Genomic DNA, 24,951 nt, shown 5'->3' with positions numbered 1-24,951 from the left:
GAGGTTATAATGGAGAGATAGTTAAAAAACTTAACTATTCGGTAGTAAACCATCATTTTTTATAAGTCTTTTACAATATATTTAATCAATGTTAAGCGAATTAAAAGAAAAGATTCTTAGTATAATCAATTCTTATAATAGACCAGTGCTTTTTAAAGATATAAAGGATCAGCTTAATATTTCTACTGATGCTTTAAAAAGAGAACTTAACGATTTGATTAAAGAAGGACTTATTAAAAAAGAGAAAGGAAGATACGCACTTACAGAAGCTGGAAAAAAGTCACTCCAAAGATAAAATAAAAGAGTACAAATCGTTTACAACACGACTTATGAACTCCTCGCCAAGTTTTTCATCTATCTTAACTTTACCGTCTAGGTTTATTATACCGTGAGGGTTAGCATCAGATGTAGTTATCGTGTTAAACACTCCGTCCTTGACTGTGTAATCAATATCCTTTAATCTTTCCTCTCTAACTAATCTGGGATTTATGTATTTAATTATAGAAGATTCTACTGTACCGGCATGCAAATCACGTATTTTAAAGTACTCTAAACCCTTTCCCACAACCGAAAATATGTAAAGTTTAAAGTGTTTATTTTGAAAATTGATACTTCTTTTTACAATATCAAGTATTGATTCATTTCCTCCATGACCGTTTAATATTATCGCCTTATCAAAATATCTCGACAATTGATTAACCAGTTCCGTTAAGTACGAAATCATTGTAATATAAGAAACCCCAAAGTATGGAAAATCACCGTGTTCTATTGAGCAAGTATAATATATTGTGGGAAAAAGAAGGATCTTATCGCTTAGCATTTTTTCTATTCTCTTTGCTATTTCCTCGACGATTATAGAATCAGTCCCCATAGGTAAATGAGGTCCGTGTTGCTCAATACTACCAATTGGTATTAGTGGTATTTTCCCGTAAATATCGTCTTTAGTAGAGTGAAGAAGTATCATGAAGTATCCCATTTTTTAGTTCATCAAAGTTAAAGTTTACTCTTTCTACCTTGTATTCAGCATTTTTAAATATCCTCTCTATAAAACTTGAAGGTCTAGGTATTGGTAAATTATCGGCAATGTACTCTGATACTTCTTCAGGATTTTCATTAAATAGATCAATACCCTCTTTATAGACTGAGGAAAAATCTTCATTTTCACCTTTAGCACCACAAATTCCCGGTAACATAACTCCTTTACTCTTAAATAGATCCTCTATGAATACTCCTTTAGTAGTAACACCTACAGTTACTAGTGCAGAGTCTACTTCACCATCCTGGTATAACTTCTGTACCTCAAATGGATTGTCTGTATAAACAACTTGGGGAGAAATATTGTAAAGCTTTACTAGAAGTTGTAAAAGAATGTCATTAGCACTTCCTTTTTTCCATACTGCAATCTTTTTACCAATTTTAGGAGTTATAATTAGAAGCTTAGATAATAGAACATAATCAACTTTTCCAAGAATAGGTATTGCATCTAGATACACATCAGCATTAGGGACTTTTTCAAATTTAATTTCAAAATCGTGCCTCTTCATTGTTGAGGCAATTAATGGATATGCTACTGGTCCAGGGACTGTAGAAATTATCACAAATACAACTTTGCTGATTGAATTATAACTCTTTTGTTATCAGTAGTTTTCAGCTAATGTTTTGTTGATTATTAACGTTTGCTTTTAAATTAAAGCTTGATCTAGGAAAATTGGTAGACCTATAGCTGGTTACAGTTTAAAGGCACCTTCTACAGTTGCAGAAGCTAGGTGTTTACCCGCGGCGTAACTTCCCCTTACTTTTAATTACTTCTAATTCCGCCACGGGCACCCCTCTTAAGGGGTTAAATAGTTGCATTTTAACGAGATATACAATACGTAAATGTTGCACGTTAGCATATTTGCGTGTATACCGTCTTTATAAATTATTCCGCTAACGCGTATATGAAAACGTTACCTCTTGCGTCTTATAATCCCGTACATTTCACCGTTGGGATAAGCGCTTATACCAAAATGGGTAAGCTAATAGCTTTTTCCAATGAAATCCGTAATCCGCTTTTGCTTAACCTTTATAATCAACTCTTCAACTCTCCTTTTTAGTCTCTCCGAATCCTTTCTTATTTTATGATTCCCAAGGAGATAACCAGTTATATCAATACCATCAAAATTATAGCGTAGAGCCTCTTCAAATTCACGCATTGTTGAAATTCCCAAATACCATTTCCTTCCTTTTATACTAAGGAACTCACTAAGCGTATATGACCTATACCGCTTATCTGAGGCATAACCATAATAAACCTTAAAGCCCATCTCTTGTAACTCTTCAACTATCGTTATGTCCTTTTCTAAGGAGTGAATGGGAACAATAAACTCAATCGACTTTAATAGAGATAAATTCACACGACTTTCATGCGGTAAAACGTAATCGGGGTAAACTGCAATCTTAACCTCATTCCTCTTAATTTGCAGTCTCCTCAAATAATCAATATAAGCTAACTTACTCGTCAAAAGGTCTCTCTTAGCGTCATAAAAAAGAGGATAAGGGTAAAGAGGGTTATAGATATATTCACTCATATACTTCCACACAAAATACGATAAAGGACTTTTACCAATCCCTATTATCATGTTTCCTCACGTCAAATCGAGACTTAGTCTATCCATTACGTAATCCGGTAAATCCAGTTTTCTAAACACCCCTACAAAATGCCAATAGGGGATTTTAACTTCCTTCTCCTTTGGAAGTAATGAAGGAGAATAAGAGTTAAAGCGTTTCCCAAAGAGCCAATAGCCGTAAACCTTAGCCTGGTCTTTCTCCTCTACATTGGCCACATTACTATTAGCTATAAGATAAGCCATTTTGAGAACGTACTTTAAAACGTATTGCTTTGGTGATTGAACCTTTCTATAACATGCCCCCGAACTGTATTCTATTACTGCATCTTTCGGCGGTTTACCTTTCCATTTCCCGTTTTTTATACGGTGAATCTCGTTTATCGGTCCTTGTAACTTCTCCTTCTTCTTATAGTCAAGGTAAGCCTGGAGTAAATTCATATGAAGGGCTGAGCCAAACCTAACCAGAATCTTCTCTAACCACATATCAAGTAACGCCGTAAAGATGTGCTTATTAATAAGGGTCTTGTCCTTTCGCTCTAACTTTCCCTCTTTCATCTTTGTTTCCAGGTCTGAGGGTAAGGGGATATTGTAACGCCTAACGTAGTATGTGAAAGCGTCTTCTTTCTTCCTTCCGAATTTTCTATCCCATGGAATGAGGTATGGGACCCCAAACAGAATAACATGAATATGAAGAACGTAATCCCCATGATACTCGTAAGCCGTAAAGACCTTGATATCCTTACCCTTCCACATTTGTCTAATCCATGCCATCATTAATGTCTTAAGTTGAGTTATTATGGAGTCTTGTAGGGGGATAAAGCCGATAATTTTCCCATTATCCTTAACTGGAATTATTAGCGGAAAAATATGAGGTACGGTAAGGGTAATCATGATTGCATTCTTATGATGCTTAAACGCGTTATCTAAAGCCTTACTACTCTTAATTACGTTCATAAACGCCCTCTTCTTATCGTTAAACCTAGTCCTAACTTTAGTGATCATGAATTCCTCATCATCATTCATGAAAACCATTACGCTATTGTTCCATTCCTTAATGTTCTCTTGATAAAGAAAGGCGATATCCGAATGCTCTCTAGTGCCAGGGCGAATAGAGGCTTTGTACTGAGCAGTAAGTAATGCTTTTTGCCTATATCTGTTAGCCAGGGCTATTACTCTTATCCCTATCTTCCTCAATTCTTGTATTTTTTGTTTCGGATTTGCACTTTTTCCTAGAATTTGGGAATTGTGATTATTTGAACTCAAGTCAAAGGAACAGATAAGCCTTAAAATTTTACTAGAAGGTAAAATGAAATTTTTCGGTAAACGTTTTAGCGTGTAGGAGATTGGATAAGTCTTTAACTTCTCTACGATACCTTGTTCAACAAGAACCTTTAGGCGCTTTTCCAATACCTTACGGGCTGACTGCTTTGGTATATTCTTCTCCTTTGCATACTCCTCAGCCATAATAGTAAGTGGAACTGCGTTTTCCCTTTTCAAACGTGAAATAATCCAAAAATCGACAGAAGAAGGAGAGGAAAAAGAAGACATGCCTTAACCCGTTCTCTCTAACAGTATCGTAACCTCTTTGTAAACGTACTTTTCCCAATACACTGCTAAGTTACTTGGTAAGGTTATGATGTAGTGTTTGTTATGCCTAGTAGGTTTCTTTAAGCCTATTGGGATTTCTTGGTCATCTAAGATAACCGTAACTAACCATTCCTTGTCCTTAACAAGAGCCTCAAACTTCTTTGGTATATAAACGTAGTACTGAGCGTAGTTATAGGGCTTTCCCTTTATTGTAGTCCTCTTCTCTGTCCTCTGTAACGTTACCCCAGGGATTAAAAGTTGATTTATCTCACGCATAGGGAAATGACCTCACGTTTCAGCAATCTCCTCAATCTGTCAGCATTCCTTATCTTGTGTGAATGCTTAGGAGTGAGTAGTAACGCGTTATTCCCCTTGAAAATGATCGTTAGGAGTTCCTTCCCTCTTTGCGTGACCGTTATGCCGTAATCCTCTATCTCTAACGTTAGATTAGCCTCATACTCTACGTAATGTAGGTGTAAGCGTATTGGTGTCTCAGCCTTAACATGGTCTATTACGTCTTCTGCTATCTCCTTAGGTATAGGTGTGTCATTGATGTATGCGTTATCATCATCTATTACTACGTGTATACCGTTTATGGTTAGGCTCTTGTAGTCCCCGTTTGTAATTATTGCTTTAACTTGCGTCTTTACCTTCATTAATAATCACCTTGTTAGGGCAAACCTTAGCAAAGACGCAATACTTACATTCCCAATCGTGTTTAGGGGTAATTCTAGTGTATATGAAATCTTGAACTAATTCACTTAGTTCATCTTCACTTATTCCATCTTCTATGTGGAATTCAGTAATCCTATCGGGAGTTATGTATAGTAGAATTCCGTAAAATCGTGTTCCATTTTGGGATAAGCGCTTATCCCAATTTGGATTATTGTTTAACATGTTGAGGTAAATCCTTAGTTGAAGTACATGCTCAACTCTCGGTATACCCGAATCATTTCTTGAGGTCTTTATCTCAATAACTGCATTATCCTTTATTGCATCAGCTCTACCTATTAATGTATAAACTTGGTCTCCTATCTTTATCTCCTTACTTATCGGAACCTCAACTTCAGCATTAAGCTCTTCACGTAGAATCCTTTCTACACTATCATGGATTAATGAGCCTTGAAGAGTTGAAGGAGTGTAAGCCTCAGCGTAAGTGAGTTCCTTAAATTGTTCTCTTAACCTTGACTTTAGTGGGCAATATAGGAGATCTGTAACGTATATTGTATTATTGTCCTTCTTTTCATGGGCTTTTTTATCGTTAAACCGTCTCCTAAAAAGGGTTTGCGTGAGAGAAAGGTTTATAAAGATAGAGTTAGAATTACTCATGACCTATCCCCCCGTTGCTTTTTCCATGATTTTTTGTGATTGAATCGATTAGGCTGACTTCATGATGAGTCCTTTAAGTGTCTCCTTGCATAATCCCTTATCAACTTTCTTATTATCCCACTTCTTGAGGTTCCTTCCATTTTAGTTAATTTGTCTATCGTTTCTGCATCTTCCTTATCTATGTATACCGTTAGGATTACCTTTTTTAGATTCTTTACTTTAGGCATGGTTTCCCAATATTCTATTAGTATTTTATCTTAAATACTATTAAAATTACATGAACGATTATACCTCTTTATATATTTTTGCCTCAAAATTAATTCTAGGGAATTTATTACGCAAAAAATAGCTTAAGGTATATGCTAGAGTTTACATAAGATATCAAAGGTATTTTGCAAAAATCCTTATTTTCCAGTTGAAATAGAGGTTATTCCACTGCAAAGCCTCATTTCTATGTTAGAATCTTAATAAGAAGAAGTAAGGGAAATTTTTAGTATTACTCTATCTTAGAGTCGAATATAGAGCTAAGGCTTAAAAAAATCTGTAATAATATTATAAATGGGAAAATATGATAGACGCAAAAGAGTGGAAAGACGCAATAGAGAACGATTTAAGAAGAGAAGATTTACCAGAGAGTTATAAGGAGACGCTTAGAGAAGTACTAAGGCTAATAGAAAATGGCGAAATAGAGATTGCAGAGGAGATAGCGATAAACTTACCCATTTTGGAATAAGCGCTTATCTCAAAATGGAACAAGTTACTCCTTTTTTAACACATAACCTTTTACTGTCTTTATTGTTAATCCTTCTTTTACCGTGAACTGCTTTTCCTCAAAGAACTGCTTTATACGTTCTGGCAATTGCTGATAGTACTGCTCACTCATAAACCTAACGTTATTTGAATCTATCTTATCGTAAAGGTATCCTCTTATTTCTAGGACTTTGAGGAATTCCTTTACTGCTGAGAGTAATGGAAAATAGTCTAAAACCATGTCGTGGTAGGATAAGTTTGTTTCACTCTTGTATTTTTTAATAGTCTCTTCTTCCTCACGTGAAAGACGTAATGTAATAGTAACGTGATTCTTCAACCATCTCTGATAATAAGTAGTTCTTCTCCTTGGCATAACGTAATTTAACTCTCATTTTACGTTTATATGCGTTTCCCATATTGAAAGCAATATTGCTTATCAATATCGAATGAGGAGAAATACCGATAAAGTGACGTTAATTTAGATTGAATGCAAGTTTGAATCAATATTGAATCAAGAGCTTAAGGTTCTTGAGTAAAATTCATTTTTATGAAGTAATTATGTGATTATCTCGATTTGACTAAAGTAGAAAGAGAGAAATATTATTTTTATAGATGAAACTTAGACTTATTACGTTAGAAAAGCTTTTCTGAAATTGCGGGTAACATAAGAAAACACGTAAAAATTACGTTCTCCTCAGAGTTTCCGTGAAAGAACTTTCAGCAACATTTTAAGCCCTTAACATGGTTTCACCGTAACTTAGAGCTTTACTGGATTTTCTTCTATTTGTTGAAATTTCAGTAATTAAGCCTTGATTAATATAAGCGTTATAATGAAGACTATGATGATTAAGGTAATTCCTAAATAGAGATTAGAGAGTGGACTACTCACCTTGTTTATATGTTCATCTTCATTACGATTTTCATTATCATTGATTCTAAGGCTACTATCTACTTGTTCCTCTAAGTGTTTAGCATAAGACCTTAGTATATCATTATTATATAAGATAAGAGGAATCTCAGATTCCTCTGGAACTGTAGGTTCTTCTGGTAATGTTAGGGCTAAAGGGTCATAGGGCTTAGGATTAACTATGTTTTTTATTGTCCGTATCGTATCTTTAACGTTAGGTATGGTCTTATATATCTTCTCCTTTGTGATTATATCCTCTCCATGTGAAGAAGGCAAGAACATAGAACCAATACCTAACGCTAAAAGCGGGTAATTATAAGCCTTTGACTCTCCCAATTCTACTGCTAATTTTCCTATTGGGCTTAACTCATCTGCACCGGTTAAGAGCAATCTTCCGGTATCTGCTAACTCTACTAAGCCGGGTATATCAATTAACCCAAATGCTATATCGCTAATTTTTGCCGGTAAAGGTTCTCCTGGATGCGCTGCTAAATGCCCGAACGTTCCCGTGATGGGGATAATATTGGCTGCCAATTGACTTTCTATATTAAAGAATTGTTTCCCGGTCTTAATCCCGAATTTTGCCAATGGAGAAAATATAGGAGTATTTGCCACGCTCTGGTTTTCAACTTGCTGAATTGCCTCTGAAAACGGTTCAAAATGTCCAGTTTTAATGAATTCTCCTACTTCTCTTCCTAATGCTGACGAGTCTGTAAAGAGATCAGTTAGTAGAGTTCTTGTAAGATGATAGGAAGTAGCTAAGGCGTTTTTTATATCGTTAAATATATCGTTAAAGATACTACTCATATTATTATATTATGATAGATAAACAAAAAGTCTTAATGAGTATTACATGTAGAACTAAGACCTTTCTCATAGACTAGAGTAACCTCGGGGCGTGTTTATCGTATATCTCTTGTAATTCCTTTTCCGATAGGTTAAGGTAACGTTCTTGAAGGATTTGAAATTGTTGAGGCGGTGTTCTACCTTGTAACACGTTTACGACTAAGGGGCTGACCCCTTGTTTCAACATATAGCTAGCAAAGAATGAGCGTAAATCGTATAATCGAAATTCCCTTCCTATCACTTTTCTCATTGCTATCTTAATCTCTGTCCTTATATCGTCCTCGTCAAAAGGGAACAGCTTAGCCTCCCATTGCTCTATGTTAACGTTTAAAGCTTTAAGGGAATTAGCATACCTTCTTACAAATCGTTCACGGTATGGGAGATACGTTTCCTTTAACCACTCTACAGTGGGCTGATGGATAAATGTTACGTAAGCCCTCTTTGTCTTAGTCACTTTTCCTATCCTAATAACGCGGTTTTCCAGGTCCACTTGGTCTAGTCTTAGGCTGAAAACCTCACCAGTCCTTAGACCAGTCTCAGCTAAAATGAGGAAGTAAGCCTTAGCCCCTAAGCCTTCTATGGCGTTAAAGATTTGCTTAACCGTCTCTAACTCCAAATTTATTGGTGTGTATTCACGTTCATACTTAGGTATCTTTACGGCGTCGTATAATTCCCTTGCAATTCGGGGATTCTTTGGCTTTATAACTTCCTTGATAAACAATTTTAACGCCTTTCCTACGTTTTCGGCTCTCCCCTTACTCTCTTGTAACACGTCTAGCATGTACTCCTTTAACCTGGTAGGTGTTAATTCGTAATTCAGTTCAGCTAATGCACGCTTTAGCGAATTAGTTCTCATATATGCAGTCTTCTTAGCCCTTTGAGTCTTCATTATCTTCTCAAATAGCTTTATATCATCATCGCTCACTACGTACGTATTTGACGGCTCTTTAATGTACTCTCCTAACTCTTGCCATAATAACGTTAAGAAAAAGTTCCTAAAGGACTCATCTGTCTTAGCTTTAACTATGACGCTTATAGCCGTCGTAGGGTCTACGTCAGTGCTCTTAAGCCCGTAGAGTATGTCGTTTAACTCCTCAACTGTTAGAAGGTCTGAGGCTTTCTCAATAACCTCGTTAGGTATCTTCTTAATTTTACCGTTTACGTAACGGTTTAATGTTGACCTATCTACACCTATTTGGCGTGAGACGTAACTTAAGCCTAGCTTATCTATTGCCTTTTTGAGAATAGCTATCTTCTTTTGCTCATCTAACTTTTCCACGTTAACTTTTGCCATAAATTATGCTCACTATTTTCATGTATAGCATTGTTGCATTAAAACCTTATGTCGTTGCATTTTAGCTATTTCTTATATAGAGAAAAACGTAGTAATGACGTAATTTAACGGTGTGAAATAGTTACATATCCTCTTAAGGGATCATACACAGTCACCCTTAAATCATTGGGGCTGGTCGAGGGAAACACCACTACCCTCCCATCCACCTTTTTCATGAGATTAAGAGGTGCAATAGAATCCCTTTCTAACAACACTTCACCGCTTTCCAAGTACCTAGCATTCACCTTGAAAACTTTAATCACCCTACCCTCGTGAGCAGTGCCCGTCATCAGGTAGGGGTTAAAAACCTTGACAACCCTCTCAATGAGCTGCTTACTTTTCTTTAACTTCTCTCCAGTGAACGGATTGAGAGAGGAAGTGTAAGATTCAGAAACCTCCGTAACTTCTATCGGCTGAGTTTTTAACATCTCAGTAAATTTGACTACGCTCCACTGGTGAATCCTATGCCTAAGCTTACTACTTTTATCACCCTCCATCCTCTTCTTAGCCCTTGAAGAAAACTTGCCAACAATAACTCTTGCATTCAAGTCCCTAGCTAACTCTACAATTCTCTTAACAGTCTTCCTCAGCACGTCAAGTTTCCTCTCCCTTTCCCTTAATCTCCTCAGCTTTTTCTTAATTAGCTCGTCCTTAGTTGAATATCCTTTAGTAATTTCTTTCCTTCTTATGGAGTAATTAACGACAATCCTCCCTAATCCAGTCTCATAACGCCTTATCTCCTTGAGCTTGAAATCCTCAAAAACTGCTAAGGTGGCGTTATTCTCATTAACGTCAATAGAAACGTAATTACCTTCTTTCGTCTCCACCTCAACCTCCTTCTCAAAACTAGTACTTTCCTACCTACTAGCCTTAGCTTAAGCTCTTGTGAAACCCTCCAGCCTTTACTCACGTAATTAATAAATTGTTTAGTTACCTTGAGGGGAATATCAATCCAACCCTTATGAGTTAAGATGCTGACGGATATCTTGTTAAACCTCCAATTAATCGTGTTTGGAATAGAGATCATAACCCTTCTGTACTCTGGCTTATCCTTCCTCGTTAGTCCCCTCTTTCTCCTCTTTCTGAAACTCTTGATTATCCTACCAGCAATGATATAGGCACCTTCGATAATCCTAGATGGCAAGAAGGGATATTTCTTCTTATAATAATTGTAAAACCTCTCGTGTAACTTCTTCCTTGTAGTGGGCAAGCCCTCGGAGAGTATGATGTTAATCATTTCATTAACGATCACTTTCTGATATTCCTCAACCTCCTTTAACACATGATGCTTCCAGTAGTTAAGAGGGTCGCTCTCTAGCTTAACAGTCCTTTTCAACGTCTTCAACACATTTAACCACCTCCTCGTACTTATGACCGTAGATCCTGGAGGCGAATGACTTGACTATTTCCACGAAGTCTTCCATCAGCTCCTGCATGTAGTCCTTTGGTTCCTCTTGAAAAGTAACGACTACGTCAACCCCATAAGCCTTGAAGAGCTCTACTAAGTAGTCGAAACCGAAACGCGTCAGCCTGTCCTTGTAAGCTATGACGACGGCGTCTATTTGCTTCCTCCTAGCCAACTCGATCAGCTTCTTTAAACCCCTCCTGTCCTCCTTCAGTCCAGACCCTACGTCCTTGATCTCCACAACGCTCACATCGCCGTAATTCTTCTTAACCCATTCCCTCAACGCGTTTAATTGCCTTTCCAGGTTGTCCTTTTGTGTATTAGACGAAACCCTAGCGTAAATTGCGATCTGTTTAAGCCTACCGCCACCGCTTAATAACCTCTCTACTTCGCTGTAAGGTATCCTCCACCTACCGTTAATTTCGATGGCCTTTATTTTCCCTTCCCTAATCCACTTTATCACGCCACTCCTGCTCATCCCGAATATTTCGGCAACCTCACTGGGAGTTAGGTATCTCTCCACAATAATTAGAAGCGATTAAAAGTATTTAAAAGTTACTTAAAAATGCTACAGTCTCTTAAAAGTAGTGCACATAATGCTTCTTAAATTAAATAAAACATCTTCCTTGTGTCAGAAAATAGCTTGTCTTTTAACTTATCAGAAAGTATAGCATCTAAGAAAATTGAAAGATTCAATAATCCATATACTGGGAAAAAATATTTAAGAGTGTAAATAAACTGTTTTACGATGTACGTATTTCAAGGTTTAAGCGGTTATCTTCTTCTCCTGGGTTTGATGATTGGAGAAGGAATTGGTTTACCAATTCCCAGCGAAGTAATAATGCCTTTAGTTGGATATTATTCCTATGAAGGGAACATATCATTATACATGGGAGTAATTTCTGGTACTGTAGGTAGTCTAATAGGATCAATTATAGCGTACTATATTGGGTTTTTCTTAGGATTTCCTTTCCTTAAGAAATATGGTAAGTACTTACTAATTAACGAGAAAAGAATTGATGCTTTACATAGTTGGTTTATAAAATACGGCGACTTTGCAGTTTTTGGGTTCAGATTTGTCCCAGAGCTTAGGGCCTTAATCTCTTATCCCGCTGGAATAGCAAAAATGAGTATGCTAAGATTTTTTATATTTACACTCTTAGGTCATTTAATATGGGATATCTCTTTATCAATATTAGGTTATCATTACGCGGATGAAATTAATTATGTGATAAGTTTAGCTGAAAAATTCGGAGTTTATGCTATAGGGATAACAATTATTCTCATAGTGATTTATGTTATAATAAAATTTGCTAAAAAATAAAGGGAAAAGAAGAAACTATGGTGAGTCAGGTTTCTTTTACGAATTGTAATAATTCTCATGGAATTAGAATAATTGTATAAATAAATAATTGATTTTATATCATACCCTTAAATTATCATAAGTATTTAATCTTTCCCTACATAAAAATGAATCTCAGATAGCGATGTATTTTTTGCTTTTATTAAGGATCAAGCTTTTCCTTTAACCGTTTGTTGATTCCTTCTGTGTCTTAGATCATATATTAGCTTTTTCGCTCTCTTAATATGATTATCACTAGTTATACAGAGATAAAAAATAATTTAATGTATAATCCCATTTCAATATCATGTTAGACTACAACGAATTTGATAGATGGTTTAAATCAGCTAAGCTTACCTTAGAAAGTGCTAAGCATGATGTTAGCGGTGGGTTCTATAATTGGGCTTGTTTTAAATCGCAACAAGCTGCTGAGTTTGCTGTTAAAGCTTATTTTTATGGTATTGGACAACCTAAAACTGGACATACAATATCAAGTTTATTAAATTTACTCAATGCTCCTCAAGATCTCATTGATAAGGCTAAGTATTTAGATAAATTGTATGTTCCAACCAGATATCCAGATGTATGGGAAGAGGAAACACCAGCATACTATTATACCAAGAAGGAGGCTGAAGAAGCTATAAAATATGCTGAAGAAATAATAAAATACGTAGAGGAACTTTGGAGGATGTTATCTCAAAAAGAGAAAGAGAGAGAAGAAAGGTAATAGAAATAGTTAGGAGTTATGCTAACTCATTGAAAGGTAAATATACCGTATTTTTAATAGGCTCTTATGCCAGGGGTGATTTTAATGTATGGAGTGATATAGACGTGTTACTAATAGGAGATTTTCAAGGAAATCTATTAGAGAGATTACTAAGATTAGATTTTCCTCCCGGCTTTGAGGTTATCCCTCTGACTGAGAACGAGTTTGATAAGGCGATTAAGAAAAATAAGCCAATAATTTGGGATGTTAAAAATAAAGGAATTGTGCTAAGAGATGATCTTAATATATGCAAAAAATATGCCAATACAATACAATGTGTTAACCCTTCATAGACTATATATGGAGATTTGAAAATTTATCTTTAGTGACTTTATGAATAGCTAGCTTATACAAACTTAAAATACAAATTTCTATTTCAGAACAACTACATACATATTTTCAAAAGAATTTAAATTCAGATGATTTTATTCTCCTTTAGAAGACTTGAATTTTATAGATATAAAATATTCTTTTAATTACTATTTTTACATTTAAATAAACATTTAAAAACAAACTTAATATTAAATGTCTATTTTTAAGCGAAATTTTCTTGATTAAGAGTTTAATATTTAGACTACTATGATATATCTATCATGAATATTTATTTAAAGAGAAAGAAAAAAGAAAATTATTTTACCTTCTTCTCATTACTAACGCTACAATACCAACTATTATACCTATTATAGCTAATACGATACCGATTAGTGCATAAGTCTTTGCACTACTTATATTATTATTTAGTGTACTGACATCACTGCTTAAAGTATTTCCTAGTGAAGATATGTGAGAATTAATCGAGTTTACATTATTACTTAGCGCTGTACTTAGTGATGATAACTGGTTTGCGAAATTAACCATTACTGATGAACTGTTTGATAGACCGTCATTTTGTACAGCTACGACAGTAATGTTATAGGTCCCATCTGGATACATAGCGGTATTTATTGAGTAATTGCCTATTATAGGCGATGTAGATGGCACAAATGTTTTTACTAATTGACCGTTTAACAGTATTTCAACTTCAGATATATCCGATCCAGTAATTGTGTAAGATATTGTAATTGTACCGGTTACGTTTGAATTTGGTTTAGGTGATGTAATTGTTACAAGTGGTAATGAGGGTGTTATACTGATCACTTTCGAGTTAATTAGAGTAAGTTTGGTTGAACTTAAGTTCAAAAATTCTGCAGTAGTCTCAACTAATGAGACATTAGAGCTATAAGCGTATATACTATTAACCGTGGAGGATACGATAGTTATACTACTATCCTTAACATAAACTAATGAGACATTAGAGTTTATAATGGTTACATGACCTTCTATTGTATCATTAAAGAGTATATCATTCATTAAGGTAACATTTCCTTCTATTGTATCATCAACAAGGTAAGCGTTATAAGTTTGTCCAAGGTCAATTGTTTTTCCTTTAATTTGAGTATATGGTAAAACATAGAATGTATGTTCAGCAGATATATTTGTTGTTGTCGGAATTCCATCGGCGGATACTCCAGTGACTAGAATATCGAATGGTACTCCAGAGTAAGTTGTAGCAAAGTAAGTCAGATTACCTAAAGAGTATGATGATGGTAAAGTTACATTACCTACCCATAAGCCTAGTGAGGGATTATACCATAATGGTATTTGAATTAAGTTACTTATAGTAGAATACTCACCAGATAATATAGTTGGATAAACATCAGCAGAGTACATTCCAAATTTAACTTCAGTTCCGTTTGGATATGTTATATTAGCGTAAATATTAATCGTCTCTCCTCCGTAAGCATATCTTACAGTTTCTATTTGTGGAACATTATACGCCGGCGAGACATATATTTGACCATAAAACTGCCCAGTTATATATTCTCCTAATGTATATGAGTTATAAACCGCATTAAGAATTATCGTATAAACTCCCGCTTGAACATTTTTAGGTACTGGTAAGTAACCTTCGTAGGCATCAATTGTTGGGTTAAATAATACTCTAGCTTCACTGACCACTTCGCCGCTTGGACTTATCAACTTTGCAGTTATATTAGAACCGTATAGTATATCATTATAAGTTAAAGGATTAGTTAATGCTAGTGATAATGGTGGCTCTGGCAGACCTTCAATAACTACAGCTTGTCCTCCTCCAACCGCACCTGGTTCAACTATTACATCTGGTAATATAAACATTGTTTGTAGATATATTCCATTCATAAAGGCATCAAAACCATAAGCACCATTAGCTTCAGCCAAGATTACTCCAGAAGGTAAAGATGATAGTATTCCCACCCAGGCTCCTATATGAGGATTATAAGTTAACGTTACTCCGCCTATATCTGCAAACAAATTTGTTGTAATATTGTAACTGTATAAGGTAAGGGTAAAAGACTGAGTAGTTGGTGCCGGAACTCCATAGACGTTACATATTTCAGTCTCTATCACTGGAGTCACATTACTATCAAAAGGCACACCAGTAACTGGATTTAGGAACTGTACATAATATCCAGAGAATGTTTCATAATATCCTAATCCTTTAATTCCATCTGATGAGCCGTAAACATAAACAAAAATAACTCCAACAGCAGTAGATGGTAGAGTTACTGTTGCTGTCCACTCTTTTGATGTAGGATTATATGCTAATTCAACAGTTGTTGTATTACCATATACAGATTCTATAGTAGCAAAGAATGTACCGGAACTCACTGAAACACCACTATAAGTAATATTTGCAGTAATCAACATCTCTTCTCCAGGGAAGAACTCTTCTGGAGTTTCACCAGTAGTATTATAAACGTTAACGACTATCGATAAGCTTGGCGATGGTTTAAGTGTTTGTAAAGTAGTTGCCAATTCACCGAAGTTTATTGTTCCCCAACCTGTGACTAAGTTGTAACCGTAGTTTGTAGTCCATGGTATGTTGTAACCAAAAGTTATTGGATAGAACACTTTATTGTATAAGGAAGAATTTTCAGCAATCATATAAAGTGTTGGAGTAATTAAACCTAATTTTTTGTTGAGATAGCTCATTACAGTGACTAAAGCCCCAGCAGTTAATGGTGAAGCTTCACTGGTTCCACCAGTTATTGCAGTTACATTTCCGGGGCATACAATGTAAATTCCCGGAAATACATCAGCATTTGCGGAAACATCTGGAGTTTCTCTTCCGTTTGGATATGTTACTGGTGTAGATAAGCTAGATTGATACCAGGGTTTAGGCTCAACAATACTTATTCCACCCGTAGAACCACCGTAATTTATAAAGTTTGGAACGAATCCGTAATTTGACCATGCTGTTTGATAATATGAACCATTAGGGAACTGTATATATGTTGTTGTACCTCCTACTGCTATTACATAAGGAGATACTGAAGGATACCCCACTGTTCCAATAGGTCCATTACTATAACCACTTCCTCCAGCATCACCACTACTTGCTAAGAATGTTATCCCTTCTGTAACACCCATAGCATAATACTCATCAGTTAAGACTACACATGAGTAAAATAGTTCACCATTGAATGAGGAGAATGACGATTCTGGTATACTAAAGCTTTGAGAAAGTACATCAACTTTATCTTGTGAAACTATATAGGAAATTACTGCAGATAAAGGTAAATTGGGATTGGCAATATACAAGGTTATATTTGCTTCAGGAGCCATTGTGTGTGCAATTTCAACATCTAAACTAATTTCTCCAGCCCAACCAGTTAATATTCCGAGGTTTGGATTATAAGGACCAATGGGAACTATTGTGAAATTTGGTGGATTTGGTAATCCGGTTATTTCGTCGAAATATGCTAATTGCTGTGCTATGTAAGGATCACCATAAAAGTCCAAAATTCCAATAGTGTAGTTTTGTCCCTTATATCCATTATTAAACAAGAAAGTTAAGTTATATACTTTTTGTAATGCTGTTGGCCAGTATGCTTCAATTGAAAATGTTTGATTAACAGTTTGATAAAATTTTTCTAGGCTTTTCTGAGTTATTAAAGTTGTAGGATGATTAAAGAATATAGTGGTTAAATTATTAGATACTACATATACTGGTAGTTTAGGAACTCCATAAACGGTATAATATGTAAGTGAACCGTTAGAATATACTGCATAATTTACACCAAGTGTGTTTTCAATTTGAGCTACACTTCCTTCAGCTACAATTATTGAATCTGAAGCGGTAAATAGTATATTAAAACCATTCTCCTTTAGATATTGTAAAACATGTTCATATTCTGTTGTAGGATAAAATAATTTTTCGATCTGTGTCTTATTTAAGAAGTGATGATATAGTGTCGATGAGGGGTTTGAAACAGCATAAGCGTAGTAATATAAAAGCCCTAAGTTCTTAAGGGGAATATATACTGTAAATATTACTTTTTCATTACTAGGTAAACTACCTATTTTATGAAAGCCATTTAATTGAGTTGGAGGAATATACTGTGTTTGTGCTACTGTTAATAGTGGAGTTAGAATTGATAGTATGAAAAAGAAGGATAGAAATAACGCCTTATTTTGCATGCTTAGTAATATACTTTCACCTTTATAAATTTTTCCATAATAGCGATTTTATACCCAATGTTAGCAAAAACAAAATATTAAGTAACTTTCTTTAAGTTTAACTACTTCTTCTAATTTAGTAAAGTAGAATTGTAGCCCTAAAATTACTATACTAATATGTTAAAATTTCATTAGATAGGATTTAACATCTAGAAAATGATGCAGAAAAGAGAAAACGCAGACTTAGTATCTTCCTTAACCTACATGATTAGCCAGATTATACTAGATTATAAAATAGTTATCACTCTTTATTCCAATTTGAATTTAGAATTATAAAGAAGATCTGTAGATTAATAGCAAAAATTATATAAGGAAAATTATAGTGTTTTTTATAGTAAATTCGACGGGAAAAATGACATTTGTAGATTAAGAGTATAATTTAGTGACCAAATATTTGACTTCCTTCCGAAACCTTATGTCAAGGCTAAAGTGTTTTTACCTTCGCAACTAATATGAAAAAGACTATACTAATCCCATAGACTATAACTAGAAGTCTTTTTATTATATTTTTAGCATTACGGGAAAATTTAACTAATTGTATAAAAAAGTAAGTTCTTAACGTTATAAGCGTTAAGATTTCTGATACACTGTCCTCCTGCATTAGAGAAATATTTATAAACTTGGGAGGTGGTAAGTTACTTGCTAGGGGGTAAGTAAAACGTTATTTGATCCTAGACCTAAAGATAATTTGAAAGATATCTTTGACAGAGAAAATGAAATCTCATTACTTAAAAATTCACTAGACTCTCCTTTAATTGTTATAATGGGATTAAGGAGAACCGGGAAAACATCTTTAGTTAGATCTGTTTTAAATGAGGAGAAAGCTACTTATATTTTCCTTGATATGAGGAGATTTGAAAATAAGGAATATATCGTGTATAAGGATTTTATTCAAGTATTGGAAAAGGAGATAAATAGAATTATAAAGAAAAATAGAGATCTCATATCACATCTCCAGATACGAGGAGTACAAATTATGGGGATTTCGGTAAATTTTAGTTGGGGAAGAGATAAAGTGGAGCTTTCAGATATCTTTTCCTCTCTAAATGATTGGGGTGAAGAAAAAGGTAAAACAGTACATATAGTAATTGATGAAGCACAAGAATTGATAAAGCTTAAAGGCTATAACGTCCTCTATTCAATAGCCTATGCTTTTGATAATTTAAAGAAACTCAACTTCATAATAACCGGGTCTGAAGTAAGAGTAAAAGATAAATTTTTAAAACTGCAAGATGAAGAATCACCACTTTTCGGAAGAGTTAGCATAGAAATTAATATAAAACCTTTTGATAAGGAAACTGCTATAAGATTTTTGGAGGAAGGATTTAGAGAACAAGGAATAAATTTCGACGGTAAAGAGAGGGTGTACGACATTCTAGGAGGAAATCCTGGATGGCTAACTTATTTTGGTTACGTTTATATAAAAATTAAAGATGAGGAGAAGGCAATAGTCAATACCAAAAAGTACGCTAAAAACTCCTTTCTAGAGAGTTTTGTAATTTCCTAAAAGAGGGAGGAAGAGATAAAAGAAGGTATTTAAAGGTCATAGAAACATGTAAGGAAGGATGTAGGTGGAAGGATATTAAAAACTCTCTGGAAGCTTTAGAAGGTAGGGAAATAAATGACGGAACAGTGAGGGACATCGTGAATAATTTATTAGAATACTCCTTCTTGATTAAGGAGGATAAAGAGTATATAATTGCAGACAAATTATTGGGAGAAATCTCTGATTTAAGATGTTAATGGAACTAACTTTAGATGTTAGAGTATAACTGCTAATACATACTCATATTTAAAGTTAGTTTTAATTTCTTTAATATTGTATGATTGTGTAGATAGTTCTGTATAAATTATTTTCTTATAGCGAATATCATTTAATAGAGTACTAAACCTCTACTTTGGAAAAATTAGCTTCATATAAGAGACACCATATGCTATGACTATAACAATCTTAAGTTTCAACCGTAGGAGGAATTTATAACCTATTAAAAATACTTAATCTTCAGACTCTATTAACTCAAGATTAACTTTTTGTGAAGAAGACTTTTTAATTCGTTTGCATACTAACTTTTATGCTTCAAGAGCATTTACCAATAATAACTGGTAAATCCACTTATATAGATGATATTAATCCAAAAAACGTTGCATATCTTCACGTTGTTAGATCGCCAATAGCTAGGGGTATAATAAAAAGTATATCTAAGCCACAACATGCGTTATTAACCTTAACATGGGATGACGTTAAAACCTATATGCCCGCGAGGCTATTTCCAGATCTAGCTAGAACTTCACAAGTAGCTAGAATGCCAGTATTAGCTGATGGAAGAGTCAACTTTGTCGGACAACCAGTTTTAGCATTTGTTGTTGAGGACAGATATGAAACAGAGGATGTAGCAGAAGAAGTTTCGATAGATTACGAAGAACTTAAACCAGTAGTGGACGTAGAGGAATCATTAAAAGAAGAACCTATACATCCAGGATTAAAGAGTAATATTTCAATAGATCAGCTACTAGAAGGAGGAGATTTATCCCTTAAGAATAGGGCAGATGTAGTAGTCAGAAGAAAAATAAAACAACATAGAATTGTTTCAAATCCAATGGAACCTAAAGGAATAATCTGTTGGTGGGATAATGATGTATTAAACGTATATGTTTCTACACAAGCTCCTTTTGGAGTAAGAAATGATTTAAGGGAAGTCTTAGGTATACCTCCAGAGAAAATTAGAGTTTACTCTCCACCTAATGTAGGAGGCGGATTTGGTAATAAAAGTGGAGGTTACCCAGAATATGTATTAGCTGCAATAGCTTCGTTAAAATTAGGTAGACCTATTAAATGGATTGAGACCAGAAGTGAAATGTTAGTAAATACTCAATCACTAGGTAGAGGAGAAGTTTCTGACATGAAGTTATATGCTACTAAAGATGGAGAAATATTAGGTATGGAAGGAACAATAATAGCTAACATAGGTGCCTACGATTACGGTTTAAATTTCTTTACATCATTGTTTGTAGCAAGGTTATCTAATGGTCCTTATAAATTAAAGTTTGCCTCGATCAGAGCTATGTCGGTATTTACTAACACACCACCTATGGGATTCTATAGAGGAGCTGGAAGACCAGAAGCAGCGTTAATTCACGAAACACTGGTTGAGGATTTGGCTGAAGAATTAGGAATGGATCCCGTAGAAATAAGGAGGAAGAACCTTATAGATGATAACGGTTATCTAACACCTTTAGGTAGTAGATTAGATCCTGCAGGATATCATGAAGTTTTAGACAAAGCAGAAAAATATTATAGGAAAGCAAAAGAAGTATACAAGGATAAAGGAATATCATTAGTAGTATTTACCGAAATAGTAAGAACATCACCGGGTGAGGGAGCTAAAGTTGAAATTAAGAACGGGAAAGTGTACTTCAGTTTAGGCTTAGGTCCTCATGGTCAAGCTTATAGTAGTACGTTTAAAAAATTAGCTTCGCAGGCTTTAGGGATTGATGAGAGTATGATAGAAGTAGTTACGGGAAGTACTGAAACCGTAAAAGAAGGTATAGGGAGTTTTGGCTCTAGAGCGGGAACAATAGGAGGGTCAGCAGTAATTGCTGCTTCTAAAGAATTATTGAAAAAACTAGGTAAAGATTCGCTGAATGGAGAAGATTTAATAAAGTATGAAGGAGTAAGTGCTGAGGTATTTTACAAAGCTGATGATATTTTCGCACCAGGTGCTCATGTAGCAGTTGTAGACTTAGATAAGGAGACAGGCTTCGCTAAAATTATAGATTATTACGCAGTAGATGATGTGGGTAAAGTTCTTAATAAAGAAGAAATTGAAGGGCAGATTATTGGAGGAATTTTACAAGGAGCTTCCCAAGTTGTAATTGAAGCAATGAGATATGATGAACGAGGAATTCCATTATGTGCTTCGATAGCAGATTGTGGAGTACCTACTTCTCTTGAAGCACCACTAAATATAAGTCAAGAATACGTAGAATATCCTTCTCAACTATTATCTGGAAGTAGAGGAGTAGGTGAAGCTGGAACTACTGGAGCCTTACCAGCAGTATTCATAGCCTTTGAAAAAGCAGCTAAGAAAAAGTTTAACATAACACCAATCGACCCATGGATTATTGTATAAAATTTCTATTTTCATACTTCAGAATATATTATTACACATTAAAATTAATTTATAGATTATATTACCTTATTTATAATATAAAGTATAATCAATTATTGGATTTCAAGTTCTCTTTTAAGCTAAATTTTATTTTACATTCTCCAGAAATTCCTTAACTTATGCAAAGTAATACACTTCACTAATTTTGGTAAAAACGTAAGTTATGGAAAAATTACACATTGATAAGTTGAGAGAAAACTTCGTGCTAAGCGGCATTTCTAATCCATAGTTTAAGGTAAGCAACATAATTACATTTTACTCCATTCAATGAGGGCAAGAGTGACATTTAATGCCAAAGCACTAACTTGAGGGATTCAATATCTTAAAATAGTTACATAATTTCTTAGGAGCAATTATATGGGATCAAATTTTATAAACTATGATTTTTATATCCATTCTATAATATATTTATTAATGTATGATGTGAAGAAATTTAAATATTTTACAGTTTCATCAATAGCTTTTGGAACATGGAGAATTGGTGGGGGTTACTGGTATGCTTCTCATGATAGAGATAATGAATGGGTAAGTGCTATAAAAAGGGCAATAGAGTTAGGTATAACTTTAATTGATACAGCAGAAATGTACGGTAACGGTCACGCTGAGGAACTTGTTGGCCAAGCAATAAAAAGCTTTGATAGAGAGCAACTATTTATAGTCTCTAAAGTATGGCCTAGCCGTGCTGATTATGATAATGTCTTAAAATCCGCTAATAACAGCTCTAAAAGGTTAGGAACATATATAGATCTTTACTTATTACACGCTCCATCAAGAGTCCCTATATGCCAAACCATGAAGGCTTTCGAAAAGTTAGTTGATGATGGTATAATAAGATTTTTTGGTTTAAGTAATTTTGATGTAAAAGGAATAGAAAACGCTAGACAGTGTTTAAGTAAATATGAGTTGGTTGCAATTCAAAATCATTACAGTCTATTATACAGAAAAGATGAAGAAAGTGTTTTAGGTTATGCAGAGAGAAACGGTTTAATGTACATGGCTTATACTCCACTAGAAAACGGAATATTATCCAAAAACGAATTCCTAGCTAATATAGGTAGGAAATATAATAAAACAGCAACTCAAGTAGCATTAAACTGGTACATCTCGCATAATAATCTAGTACCTATAGTAAAAGCATCTAAAATAAATCATGTGGAAGAAAACGCAGGTGTAATGGGCTGGAGGCTATCTGAAGAAGATTGGAAAGCAATAGATACTCACTTCAGAGAAAGAAATTATCTTCTAGATAAGTTTATTAGTACATTAAAGTCAATGCGACCATGGAAATAGTTAAACTGCTATAAGACGTGATTCTACTTATTAGAAGCTGATTTCTTATGTTAAACATACTGCTTAGAAGGGTGAAAATAGCGGAAATGTGAGCCTTGTGCTGTTGGGCTCTAAGGAGTACCGTGACCCACTCACAAGGTGGTTAAGGGTTAATTCACTATACTCAATCATGAGTGAAATGAAGGTGTAGGGACAAACGGTTTAAGGAAATAGATTCACCATTATTTTTATTTTAATTAATTTCATAATTAATTCAACTTTTTTATAATTATAGAAAGATTTAATAATGATTGAGAGTAAAGATTTAAGATCAAAAATGGAAAAGATTTTTCAGATAAATAACGTAGATATAAATACCATACATGACAAGTTATTAAACGAGTTACAAAATAGCGGTTTTGAAATACATAGAGATGAACCTACAGATAACGGTTTTAAGATCTTTGTTAGGAGGGGCGAGGAGCATGGAGAGGTAGAAGTATTTAGCGATTGGAATGTAGTAAAGTTAATAACTCACGGCAGACTGGAATGGGAATTGATGAGCATAGCAGAGTCGTTAATAAATCAAGTGCAAGTATCTCCCGGATCAACAACATCTGCCATACAAACCTCTTCTGCGATGACTATTCAACCAACTCCATCACCACAAATACAGAATCCGCCTTCATTACAACAACAGCTTCCGCGTCCTATGCAATATAATATGCCTCAACAATTCACACCTCAACAACCACTTCAGCCTTCAATGTATCATTCTTCACCTCAATTTCCTACAACGCAAGGAGGACTTTCAGAACAAATGCAATTAGTGAATATTCTAATTCAGAATGGTTACCAGATAGAGGTAAATAGTGTTAATGGTCAGATATTCTTCGTAAGAGCTAGGAAAGGAAATTATGTAATAGATATAGAAGGTAGACCTCAGCCCTAATTTTTAGATGAAATTTCTGAAGCTCTTTTTAATATGATTGCGGTATAAAACAGTTAGAAGGTAATATAACGATTAAATATAATTAAAACCACAAAACTACGAAATCATTACTTTTTACCTATTATGGTCATTGAGCTATTTATATTTCTATAAATTTTAGTTATATAGTTATATGCAGATCTAATATTTATTCTCTTAGAAGAAAAACACTATTTAATAATTTATATTCCAATAACGACACTATAACTTTTTAACTAGGTTTATATTACTTTAAACTTATTATAAAAAATGTTATGAAGTAGTGGTAGTGCCGTTTTGAACAATATATTTCATATGGTATTTTCCTATATGCCTTAATACTGCAATTACAACTCCTAAACCTACTTGAATTTCTGGGTCCTTTAATAGTCCTAAAAGTTGCCACCAATGCGTAATCTTTTCTATTTTCTCTTCTTTTAATGCTTCACCAGTTTCATTAATTAGTAGAGTATAATACTTAAAGTTGGTTAAGTCGAATTTACTCAAATCATTAACAATCTCATTCCAATGGGCTAATAGGTTCATTGTGAAATCGTTAATTATTCCATTCATTACTTTACCAATAGTATCTTCATCTTCTGTAATTCCCTTTAAAACGTCTATTAATCCAAGAGACTTTAACTTGTTATATAAGCCCATTAGTTCACTTATATTATTAACTACATCTTCCCTAGAAACTACCTCGAGAAGTTTTAATATATTATTCCAATTACTAAGTAAATTAAGAGTGTCATCATTAACTAATGCTGACATTACTTTACCTAGTGTATCTTCATCTTGTAAAATGCCTTTTATAGGATCTAATATTCCACTCTTGTTAAGGAGTTTCATTAAATCAAGTGTTTGTAAAAGAGTCCCTAAAGTCTCTTCATCACTCAAAGTTTCTAGCATTTTAGTTATGTTATTCCACTTTTGCAATAGATTTAGGGTAGTATCAGTAACTACACTATTTAGTACTTTTCCAATTAATTCTTCATCACTAACAGCACCTTCAACTAATGAAAGTAAACCGTATTTGTTTTCTGCCTCAGAAAAAATTGAAAGTAATTTATTTAGTGTTGATAAGTTTTCTTCTGATAAAAGTTTATCAAGCTGTAACTCCTCCATTC

24 protein-coding genes and 1 pseudogene are annotated in these 24,951 nt (G+C 34.3%); 10 read left to right on the top strand and 15 right to left on the bottom strand.

The genetic code is table 11. The features are described from left to right. Window positions 1-88 precede the first annotated feature (88 nt). Window positions 89-295: a winged helix-turn-helix domain-containing protein gene (locus STK_RS13775; RefSeq protein ID WP_010980594.1), complete on the top strand. Its 207-nt coding sequence runs from the start codon at window positions 89-91 to the stop codon at window positions 293-295. On the opposite strand, the gene STK_RS13770 is transcribed toward STK_RS13775, so the two are convergent. The 8 genes from STK_RS13770 to STK_RS15035 all read right to left on the bottom strand — a co-directional run bounded on the left by STK_RS13770 (window position 281) and on the right by STK_RS15035 (window position 5,752). After that, entirely contained in the window at window positions 281-964 is a 684-nt protein-coding gene (locus STK_RS13770; protein ID WP_052846811.1) for a creatininase family protein, read from the bottom strand. The two genes, STK_RS13775 and STK_RS13770, sit on opposite strands and share 15 nt — an antisense overlap. After that, window positions 942-1,598, bottom strand: coding sequence for a DUF3834 domain-containing protein (locus tag STK_RS13765; protein ID WP_010980592.1), 657 nt, complete (start codon window positions 1,596-1,598; stop codon window positions 942-944). Before STK_RS13765 ends, STK_RS13770 begins: the two co-directional genes overlap by 23 nt. 420 nt (window positions 1,599-2,018) lie before the next feature. Continuing rightward, window positions 2,019-2,621: a hypothetical protein gene (locus STK_RS13760; protein ID WP_010980591.1), complete on the bottom strand. Its 603-nt coding sequence runs from the start codon at window positions 2,619-2,621 to the stop codon at window positions 2,019-2,021. A gap of 6 nt (window positions 2,622-2,627) precedes the next feature. Continuing rightward, window positions 2,628-4,157: a hypothetical protein gene (locus STK_RS13755; RefSeq protein ID WP_010980590.1), complete on the bottom strand. Its 1,530-nt coding sequence runs from the start codon at window positions 4,155-4,157 to the stop codon at window positions 2,628-2,630. A gap of 3 nt (window positions 4,158-4,160) precedes the next feature. Continuing rightward, a complete protein-coding gene (locus STK_RS13750) occupies window positions 4,161-4,472 on the bottom strand; it encodes a hypothetical protein (RefSeq protein WP_010980589.1) in 312 nt (103 codons plus the stop codon). Further along, a complete protein-coding gene (locus STK_RS13745; protein WP_010980588.1) occupies window positions 4,460-4,852 on the bottom strand; it encodes a hypothetical protein in 393 nt (130 codons plus the stop codon). The genes STK_RS13750 and STK_RS13745 overlap by 13 nt, the downstream gene beginning before the upstream one ends. Continuing rightward, window positions 4,830-5,525 (bottom strand): CRISPR-associated protein Cas4, encoded by a 696-nt coding sequence (gene cas4 / locus STK_RS13740; RefSeq protein WP_010980587.1) that lies wholly within the window; start codon window positions 5,523-5,525, stop codon window positions 4,830-4,832. The genes STK_RS13745 and cas4 overlap by 23 nt, the downstream gene beginning before the upstream one ends. Window positions 5,526-5,584: 59 nt before the next feature. Further along, on the bottom strand, window positions 5,585-5,752 hold the full coding sequence (locus STK_RS15035; RefSeq protein ID WP_010980586.1) for a ribbon-helix-helix domain-containing protein: 168 nt from the start codon (window positions 5,750-5,752) through the stop codon (window positions 5,585-5,587). A 341-nt stretch (window positions 5,753-6,093) separates the two neighbouring features. Between STK_RS15035 and STK_RS13735 the strand changes: the two genes are divergently transcribed. Beyond that, window positions 6,094-6,258, top strand: coding sequence for a hypothetical protein (locus STK_RS13735; RefSeq protein WP_010980585.1), 165 nt, complete (start codon window positions 6,094-6,096; stop codon window positions 6,256-6,258). Between the two features lie 24 nt (window positions 6,259-6,282). Here STK_RS13735 and STK_RS13730 read toward each other — a convergent pair whose 3' ends face one another. The 5 genes and pseudogenes from STK_RS13730 to STK_RS13705 all read right to left on the bottom strand — a co-directional run bounded on the left by STK_RS13730 (window position 6,283) and on the right by STK_RS13705 (window position 11,289). Continuing rightward, on the bottom strand, window positions 6,283-6,648 hold the full coding sequence (locus STK_RS13730; protein WP_010980584.1) for a hypothetical protein: 366 nt from the start codon (window positions 6,646-6,648) through the stop codon (window positions 6,283-6,285). Between the two features lie 429 nt (window positions 6,649-7,077). Then, complete coding sequence (locus STK_RS13725) at window positions 7,078-7,989, bottom strand: hypothetical protein (RefSeq protein ID WP_010980583.1); 912 nt, start codon at window positions 7,987-7,989, stop codon at window positions 7,078-7,080. Window positions 7,990-8,062: 73 nt separating this feature from the next. Next, window positions 8,063-9,322: a tyrosine-type recombinase/integrase gene (locus STK_RS13720; RefSeq protein ID WP_010980582.1), complete on the bottom strand. Its 1,260-nt coding sequence runs from the start codon at window positions 9,320-9,322 to the stop codon at window positions 8,063-8,065. Between the two features lie 104 nt (window positions 9,323-9,426). Beyond that, window positions 9,427-10,697, bottom strand: a pseudogene (locus STK_RS15950) (IS200/IS605 family accessory protein TnpB-related protein). Further along, on the bottom strand, window positions 10,681-11,289 hold the full coding sequence (locus STK_RS13705; RefSeq protein ID WP_010980579.1) for an IS607 family transposase: 609 nt from the start codon (window positions 11,287-11,289) through the stop codon (window positions 10,681-10,683). The pseudogene STK_RS15950 and the gene STK_RS13705 overlap by 17 nt, the downstream one beginning before the upstream one ends. 225 nt (window positions 11,290-11,514) lie before the next feature. On the opposite strand from STK_RS13705, the gene STK_RS13700 reads away from it, so the two are divergent. From STK_RS13700 to STK_RS13690, 3 genes are all read left to right on the top strand, one after another. Next, on the top strand, window positions 11,515-12,090 hold the full coding sequence (locus STK_RS13700; RefSeq protein ID WP_010980578.1) for a DedA family protein: 576 nt from the start codon (window positions 11,515-11,517) through the stop codon (window positions 12,088-12,090). A 325-nt stretch (window positions 12,091-12,415) separates the two neighbouring features. Further along, window positions 12,416-12,835 carry a HEPN domain-containing protein gene (locus STK_RS13695; RefSeq protein ID WP_010980577.1) on the top strand — a complete coding sequence of 140 codons (420 nt, stop codon included), beginning with the start codon at window positions 12,416-12,418 and terminating at the stop codon, window positions 12,833-12,835. Next, complete coding sequence (locus STK_RS13690; RefSeq protein WP_052846810.1) at window positions 12,790-13,167, top strand: nucleotidyltransferase domain-containing protein; 378 nt, start codon at window positions 12,790-12,792, stop codon at window positions 13,165-13,167. Before STK_RS13695 ends, STK_RS13690 begins: the two co-directional genes overlap by 46 nt. 340 nt (window positions 13,168-13,507) lie before the next feature. Here STK_RS13690 and STK_RS13685 read toward each other — a convergent pair whose 3' ends face one another. Continuing rightward, entirely contained in the window at window positions 13,508-17,374 is a 3,867-nt protein-coding gene (locus STK_RS13685; RefSeq protein WP_010980576.1) for a protease pro-enzyme activation domain-containing protein, read from the bottom strand. Window positions 17,375-18,101: 727 nt separating this feature from the next. Here STK_RS13685 and STK_RS13680 point away from each other — a divergent pair. The 5 genes from STK_RS13680 (at window position 18,102) to STK_RS13665 (ending at window position 23,803) form a co-directional block, all read left to right on the top strand. Then, a complete protein-coding gene (locus STK_RS13680; protein WP_232616493.1) occupies window positions 18,102-18,920 on the top strand; it encodes an AAA family ATPase in 819 nt (272 codons plus the stop codon). 38 nt (window positions 18,921-18,958) lie between these two features. Next, complete coding sequence (locus STK_RS15945) at window positions 18,959-19,156, top strand: hypothetical protein (protein ID WP_338055461.1); 198 nt, start codon at window positions 18,959-18,961, stop codon at window positions 19,154-19,156. A 329-nt stretch (window positions 19,157-19,485) separates the two neighbouring features. Next, window positions 19,486-21,543, top strand: a complete 2,058-nt coding sequence (locus tag STK_RS13675) for a xanthine dehydrogenase family protein molybdopterin-binding subunit (protein WP_010980573.1) — start codon at window positions 19,486-19,488, stop codon at window positions 21,541-21,543. Window positions 21,544-21,996: 453 nt separating this feature from the next. Continuing rightward, complete coding sequence (locus STK_RS13670) at window positions 21,997-22,872, top strand: aldo/keto reductase (RefSeq protein ID WP_052846809.1); 876 nt, start codon at window positions 21,997-21,999, stop codon at window positions 22,870-22,872. 286 nt (window positions 22,873-23,158) lie between these two features. Continuing rightward, entirely contained in the window at window positions 23,159-23,803 is a 645-nt protein-coding gene (locus tag STK_RS13665; protein WP_010980571.1) for a hypothetical protein, read from the top strand. A gap of 291 nt (window positions 23,804-24,094) precedes the next feature. On the opposite strand, the gene STK_RS13660 is transcribed toward STK_RS13665, so the two are convergent. Further along, on the bottom strand, window positions 24,095-24,949 hold the full coding sequence (locus tag STK_RS13660) for a DUF1641 domain-containing protein (protein ID WP_010980570.1): 855 nt from the start codon (window positions 24,947-24,949) through the stop codon (window positions 24,095-24,097). Window positions 24,950-24,951 lie beyond the last annotated feature (2 nt).

The organism is Sulfurisphaera tokodaii str. 7, from assembly GCF_000011205.1.
Taxonomy (GTDB): Archaea; Thermoproteota; Thermoprotei_A; order Sulfolobales; family Sulfolobaceae; genus Sulfurisphaera; species Sulfurisphaera tokodaii.
Note: the sequence above shows the minus strand (reverse complement) of the source record. Positions and strands in the feature narration are given on the sequence as shown.

Excerpts from the sequence above, each read along its gene's own strand:
- STK_RS13685 (WP_010980576.1), bottom strand. The coding sequence starts at position 17,374 with ATGCAAAATAAGGCGTTATTTCTATCCTTCTTTTTCATACTATCAATT.
- STK_RS13700 (WP_010980578.1), top strand. The coding sequence starts at position 11,515 with ATGTACGTATTTCAAGGTTTAAGCGGTTATCTTCTTCTCCTGGGTTTG.
- STK_RS13750 (WP_010980589.1), bottom strand. The coding sequence starts at position 4,472 with ATGCGTGAGATAAATCAACTTTTAATCCCTGGGGTAACGTTACAGAGG.
- STK_RS13755 (WP_010980590.1), bottom strand. The coding sequence starts at position 4,157 with ATGTCTTCTTTTTCCTCTCCTTCTTCTGTCGATTTTTGGATTATTTCA.
- STK_RS13695 (WP_010980577.1), top strand. The coding sequence starts at position 12,416 with ATGTTAGACTACAACGAATTTGATAGATGGTTTAAATCAGCTAAGCTT.
- STK_RS13670 (WP_052846809.1), top strand. The coding sequence starts at position 21,997 with ATGTATGATGTGAAGAAATTTAAATATTTTACAGTTTCATCAATAGCT.
- STK_RS13730 (WP_010980584.1), bottom strand. The coding sequence starts at position 6,648 with ATGCCAAGGAGAAGAACTACTTATTATCAGAGATGGTTGAAGAATCAC.
- STK_RS13770 (WP_052846811.1), bottom strand. The coding sequence starts at position 964 with ATGATACTTCTTCACTCTACTAAAGACGATATTTACGGGAAAATACCA.
- STK_RS13775 (WP_010980594.1), top strand. The coding sequence starts at position 89 with ATGTTAAGCGAATTAAAAGAAAAGATTCTTAGTATAATCAATTCTTAT.
- STK_RS13675 (WP_010980573.1), top strand. The coding sequence starts at position 19,486 with ATGCTTCAAGAGCATTTACCAATAATAACTGGTAAATCCACTTATATA.
- STK_RS13760 (WP_010980591.1), bottom strand. The coding sequence starts at position 2,621 with ATGATAATAGGGATTGGTAAAAGTCCTTTATCGTATTTTGTGTGGAAG.
- STK_RS13660 (WP_010980570.1), bottom strand. The coding sequence starts at position 24,949 with ATGGAGGAGTTACAGCTTGATAAACTTTTATCAGAAGAAAACTTATCA.
- STK_RS13735 (WP_010980585.1), top strand. The coding sequence starts at position 6,094 with ATGATAGACGCAAAAGAGTGGAAAGACGCAATAGAGAACGATTTAAGA.
- STK_RS13745 (WP_010980588.1), bottom strand. The coding sequence starts at position 4,852 with ATGAAGGTAAAGACGCAAGTTAAAGCAATAATTACAAACGGGGACTAC.
- STK_RS15035 (WP_010980586.1), bottom strand. The coding sequence starts at position 5,752 with ATGCCTAAAGTAAAGAATCTAAAAAAGGTAATCCTAACGGTATACATA.
- STK_RS13720 (WP_010980582.1), bottom strand. The coding sequence starts at position 9,322 with ATGGCAAAAGTTAACGTGGAAAAGTTAGATGAGCAAAAGAAGATAGCT.
- STK_RS13725 (WP_010980583.1), bottom strand. The coding sequence starts at position 7,989 with ATGAGTAGTATCTTTAACGATATATTTAACGATATAAAAAACGCCTTA.
- STK_RS13665 (WP_010980571.1), top strand. The coding sequence starts at position 23,159 with ATGATTGAGAGTAAAGATTTAAGATCAAAAATGGAAAAGATTTTTCAG.
- cas4 (WP_010980587.1), bottom strand. The coding sequence starts at position 5,525 with ATGAGTAATTCTAACTCTATCTTTATAAACCTTTCTCTCACGCAAACC.